The sequence below is a fragment of the Winogradskyella sp. ECml5-4 genome, assembly GCF_036903175.1.
Classification (GTDB): Bacteria; Bacteroidota; Bacteroidia; order Flavobacteriales; family Flavobacteriaceae; genus Winogradskyella; species Winogradskyella damuponensis.
The window spans coordinates 1-5,321 of record NZ_JAYJLF010000034.1; the positions used below are offsets into that span (position 1 = coordinate 1).

Genomic DNA, 5,321 nt, shown 5'->3' on the forward strand with positions numbered 1-5,321 from the left:
GTATATAATTTATAGCTGCTTCTTACCTACTGTCGAAAAACCTCTCGGTTTTTCTATTTTGGTTTTTATTTGCTAACTTACTCGCTTATAACACGCAACAAATCATATACGAGACCGTTACCTGCAAGCTGAAAACCAATCTTTACTGAAAAAAATGACGAAGAATATCTACTTGAATTTATTAATATTTACTACGATATTATTAGTAGGTTTTTATTTTACATCTGAATTGAATAATGTATGGGTTTCTCACTTTAGTCATTTAGTAATAATGATTTTAGCTGGTCTTACACTTGTTGCATTTGACAAAGGAAAACTTCCTGACAAAGAAAAACCCGAATTTAAAATTAATCAGATTATCGGAATTATAATTGGAATAATCGGTCTTATATCCGTTTGCAATCTCATTCCTGTTCTTGCAACCAAGATGGCTGACATTGACATCACTAAACATCCTATTATTATTGGTTTAAATCAAATGGTTCCGATTCTAATCTCTATATCAATATTCGAGGAGATTTTATTTCGTAGAGTTTTAGCACAAAAAATTAAAAACACTCTTGGAATTACAAAAGGAATTTGGATTTCAGCTTTTGTTTTTGCAATTGCTCATATCTATTCTGATACTGGAATTTTACCGTCTTTTATTGCTGGAGTAGTATTCGCCTATATTTACTTTAAAACAAATAGCATTTATTTGAGCGTTGTTGCTCATTTGTTTTATAATATCACGACATACTATTTATTAACTGTGTTTAGAGATAGAGATAAACTGGAATTAATATATGACTATCCAACCATAGCGTTATCAATTTCATTTGGAATAATACTTATAGTTGGAATGACAAAAATTTTGAATAAAAAAGCCGGCAGGTAACACCGTGTATAATTAATTGCTGCATTGAGCTTACTTGCGAAAATTCCTGCGGAATTTTCACGGGTTCGTTAAAGTTTGCTAACTTAGTTGCTTAACCACGCAACTAACCATACACAAACACGTTGGCAACAAGCTAAAAGACTATATGAGATTCAATTTATTTATACTAACGACATTACTTTATTCTCTGTTTTCTTATTCACAATGCTTTGACTGTGGTCAGAGCATAGGTGGTTGGGTACGTGACCACCCTGAAGATATTAATAAAGTATCCGATGGAATTATTTTCACAACTCTTCAAGGAAATTTTGGTGTAGGTGTAATTTATAAATATGATTTTAATTGTAATCTAATTTGGTCATATAATTTATCAGGCTCTATTGAGGCTTATAAAACGACCGTAGACGAACAAGATAATATATATGTTATTGTTGGAAATGATCAAGGTTTAGTCAATATCGGTAGCATAGTGATAAATTCTGGTATGAGTGTTATAAAAATAGATTCTCAAGGCCAACTATTATGGAGTAGACCTCTTGGAGGACAGCAAATTGGTAGTAACGTACATTATTGGAATAATACAATTTTTATTGTCGGGATTTTTTATACCACAATTAGTATTAATAACGAAATTACCCTTACAAGTGATGTGGAAGATTACTACATAGCTAAATTTGATTTAGAAGGAAACTTGATTGATGCAGAAAATTTTGGAGTAAACGGAGAAGATACTCTTATTGATTCTGAAATTGATACAAATGGTAGTATATATTTAACAGGAACCTCTAATAACATTACACATATTACAAAATTCGACTCAAATTTAAACCAAGAATGGATTAATGAAATATCAAGTTATTCCGCTAATAACTATAGATATAATTCATCAAACTTATATTATAATAATACAAACGATAAATTATATTTATGGGGAAGTTATTACAATTCTGTAGATGTTTTAGGAAATGTTTTTACTGTGAGTAATTGCGAATATGGCAGTTTATTGACTGAATTTTCTACAAGCGATGGAAATCTTGAAAATATTACATCTATAGATAACTGTTCAAGTTTACCTTTACCAACTATTGGTGGTAATTGGAGGACCGATAACATCAGTAATGGTTATATGTATCATAAAAATGATGAACTATTTATTTTAACCAGTTTTAGATTGGCATTGACTTTGAGTGACATAACAATAGAAACTACAAATTTTTATACTGAAGACTTGGTGTTATTTAAAGTTAATCTTGACAGTTTTGAAAAAGAATTTGTTTTACGGTCATCTGGAGAAAGCTATTATGGAGCTGGTTATGGATATGTAGATGGACCAGGTCCGGTTCTAATAGTAAATAATGACATCTATTTAAGTGCTTTCTTCGAAAGCTCACCAATGCAAATAAATGGCACTGAAATATCTAATAGTAGTGGTAATAGTAATTCCGACGTTCTTTTTTACAAATACAAAACAGATCAAACTGATTTAGAGAGTTTGATTTCCTATGAAAACACCTGTTTAACCGAAAGTACTTCATTTGAAATTAATGGTAATTTTGATTCAGTATTATGGAACTTTGATAATCCTGCTTCTGGTGTAAATAATACATCTACTTTAACCAATCCTAGCCATACTTTTACCAACAATGGGAATTATGACGTTACCGCATTGGTTACTTGTGGAACTGAAATAGAAACTCTAAGTATTGAAGTTGTTATTAGTAATAGTCCTACTGTAAATCAAATTGCAAATAGATATAGTTGTGAAGATGTTTATGGAAGTCAAATTTCTAGTTCTTTTGATACAAGCTCAATAGAAAGCGACTTGATAGGAAGTCAGTCAAATTTGACAATTAAATATTTTAATAGTAATGGAATGGAATTACCTAGCCCATTACCTAACCCACTTTCTAATTCTATTATTGGGCAAGAAACTATTACAGCTAGGATTGCTTACAATAATAATTTAACGTGTTTTACAGAAGTCTCTTTCGACTTAATTGTCGAGTCTCTTCCCGAAATTAATCAAATTAGTAATATCTATGCATGTGATGATGATGAAGACGGAATCACCGAGTTCGATATTAGTAATATTGAAAACACCATTTTAGGTGAGCAAACTGGAATGACAATTATTTTTTCCTATGAAAATGGATTGCAATTGCCTAATCCACTACCTAATATAATTATAAACACAATTCCCAACCAAGAAACTATTACAGCAAGAATAACAAATCCAAATACTAATTGTTATAGCGAAATTTCTTTTGATTTAATTGTAAATCCATTACCGATAGCAAATACCTTAAATGTTTTAAATGGATGTGATGATAATAATGATGGAATTTCAGAATATTTTGACACTTCTAATGTTGAAAATCAAGTTTTGAACGGTCAGACAGGAATGGCTGTTAGTTATTTTAACCAAAATGGAGATGAATTATCTAGTCCTTTGCCAAACCCATACACCAATTCTAATCCATTTAATCAATTAATAACTATAAGAGTAACTGATACCAACACAAGTTGCTATACTGAAACCTCACTTGAATTACGAACCGTAACGCAACCAAACATAAATCAACCTTATAATTTGTATGCATGTAACATAATAGGGAATGGATATGCTGAATTTGATACATCAAATATAGAGCAACAAATTATTGGGACTCAAACAGGTTTGACAGCACTATATTATGATTCCAATAATAATTTGCTTCCAAGTCCCTTACCTACATTATTTCAAAACACAGAGCCTTTTTCTCAAACCATAAACGTTAGAGTTGAAGACGCCTCAAATCCAATTTGTTATTCAGAAACATCTTTTGACTTAGTTGTAAATGAGTTACCCGAAATTAATTTAGAAGAAGAATATTTCATTTGTAATTTAGAACCATCTATTTCGTTAACTCTAAATTCTGGTTTTAATTCTTATAATTGGATTTTTGAAGATGGCTCTATAATTTCAGATACTTACATAGCAGAAATAATAGAAGAAGGCAGTTATACTTTAACGGTTACCCAAGTTGAAAATGGTCTTACTTGTGAAAATTCGTTTACATTTAGTCTTGTTCGTTCAGACTTACCGGAAATACAACAAGTAAATTACGGAGAATTAGGAAATAATTTTATTGAAATAATAGCCTCAGGTAATGGTGATTTTGAGTACTCAATTGATGGTGTATATTATCAAGACAGTAATTATTTCGCAAATATCATGGGAGGTTGCTACAATGTATATGTTAGAGACAAAGAAGGTTGTGGTGAGGATTCAAATGAAGTGACTATAATTGATTATCCCAAATTCTTTACCCCAAATGATGACGGATATAACGATTTTTGGCAAATAAAAGGAATAAATAAATTCCCAAATTCCAAAATTTTGATATTTGACAGATATGGAAAGTTATTAACTCAGTTATCATCGAATGATGTTGGTTGGGATGGTTATTATAATGGAAAAGGAATGTTGTCAAACGACTATTGGTTCAAAGCTAATCTCGGAAATGGAACAATTTTTTCAGGCTATTTTTCATTGAAAAGATAAAAGCCAATTGCCAACACCGTATATAATTTATTGCTAGTTCTAGCCTACTTACGAAAGTCCTCGCGGATTTTCTATTCGGTTTTTTTTACTAAATTAGGTGCTTAAACCACGCAACAAACCATATACAAACACGTTGGCAACAAGCTGTGAAATTCGTGAAAGCAAGAAAATTAGAGGTTTAATTTGATAATTTTGTATCTTTGATAAAAAGCTAATAAGATGGATTTACAAACAAGAAAACTGGAACTTATTCAAGAGTTTTTAAAGATTCAAAGTGAAGATGTTATTTCACGACTTGAAAAAATCCTTAAAAAAGAAAACAAGAATTTCGATAATGATGATTTTAAACCAATGACAATCGAGGAATTTAATTCTCGAATTGATAAATCTATGGAAGATTCAATAAATGGTCGACTAATAGAATCTAGCGAATTAAAAGCCAAGATTGATAAATGGAATTAAAATTATTTTGGACTGATTTTTCTCAAAAAGAACTAGAAAAAATTTATCAATATCATCGAGAAAAAGCTGGAATTCGAATAGCAAAAAAACTCGTTAACGGCATTTATAACGAAACTTTAAAATTACAAAGGCAACCAGAAATTGGACAAGCCGAAGAACTTCTTAAAAACAGAAACCAAGGGTTTAGATATCTAGTCTATAAAAACTATAAAGTCATTTATTGGATAAATAGGAAAAAGAATAGAATTGAAATAAATGATGTTTTTGATACTCGACAAAACCCAATAAAAATAGAACGAAAAAAATAAAAGCCAGTTGCCAACAAAGTACTGTGGTAAAAAACAAGTAAAAATGTATTAATTTTTCACTAAAGTACTTTTATAATTTCCATCATATATTAATCCTGATTTAGCTAGTGCAAAGGCCTGTTTTAGTAGT

4 protein-coding genes are annotated in these 5,321 nt (G+C 30.3%); all 4 read left to right on the top strand.

Going from position 1 to position 5,321, the window contains the following annotated elements:
- The first annotated feature begins 154 nt into the window (after window positions 1-154).
- The 4 genes from VDP25_RS17220 to VDP25_RS17235 all read left to right on the top strand — a co-directional run bounded on the left by VDP25_RS17220 (window position 155) and on the right by VDP25_RS17235 (window position 5,191).
- Window positions 155-877 carry a CPBP family intramembrane glutamic endopeptidase gene (locus VDP25_RS17220; RefSeq protein WP_334471813.1) on the top strand — a complete coding sequence of 241 codons (723 nt, stop codon included), beginning with the start codon at window positions 155-157 and terminating at the stop codon, window positions 875-877.
- 145 nt (window positions 878-1,022) lie between these two features.
- Window positions 1,023-4,421 (top strand): T9SS type B sorting domain-containing protein, encoded by a 3,399-nt coding sequence (locus VDP25_RS17225; RefSeq protein WP_334471815.1) that lies wholly within the window; start codon window positions 1,023-1,025, stop codon window positions 4,419-4,421.
- A gap of 219 nt (window positions 4,422-4,640) precedes the next feature.
- Window positions 4,641-4,883, top strand: a complete 243-nt coding sequence (locus VDP25_RS17230) for a hypothetical protein (protein ID WP_114311026.1) — start codon at window positions 4,641-4,643, stop codon at window positions 4,881-4,883.
- Window positions 4,874-5,191: a type II toxin-antitoxin system RelE/ParE family toxin gene (locus VDP25_RS17235; RefSeq protein WP_114311025.1), complete on the top strand. Its 318-nt coding sequence runs from the start codon at window positions 4,874-4,876 to the stop codon at window positions 5,189-5,191. The genes VDP25_RS17230 and VDP25_RS17235 overlap by 10 nt, the downstream gene beginning before the upstream one ends.
- The last annotated feature ends 130 nt before the right edge of the window (window positions 5,192-5,321 follow it).

What these genes read in the sequence shown, in the direction of transcription:
- VDP25_RS17220 (WP_334471813.1), top strand. Translation starts at nt 155, where the DNA reads ATGACGAAGAATATCTACTTGAATTTATTAATATTTACTACGATATTA.
- VDP25_RS17235 (WP_114311025.1), top strand. Translation starts at nt 4,874, where the DNA reads ATGGAATTAAAATTATTTTGGACTGATTTTTCTCAAAAAGAACTAGAA.
- VDP25_RS17225 (WP_334471815.1), top strand. Translation starts at nt 1,023, where the DNA reads ATGAGATTCAATTTATTTATACTAACGACATTACTTTATTCTCTGTTT.
- VDP25_RS17230 (WP_114311026.1), top strand. Translation starts at nt 4,641, where the DNA reads ATGGATTTACAAACAAGAAAACTGGAACTTATTCAAGAGTTTTTAAAG.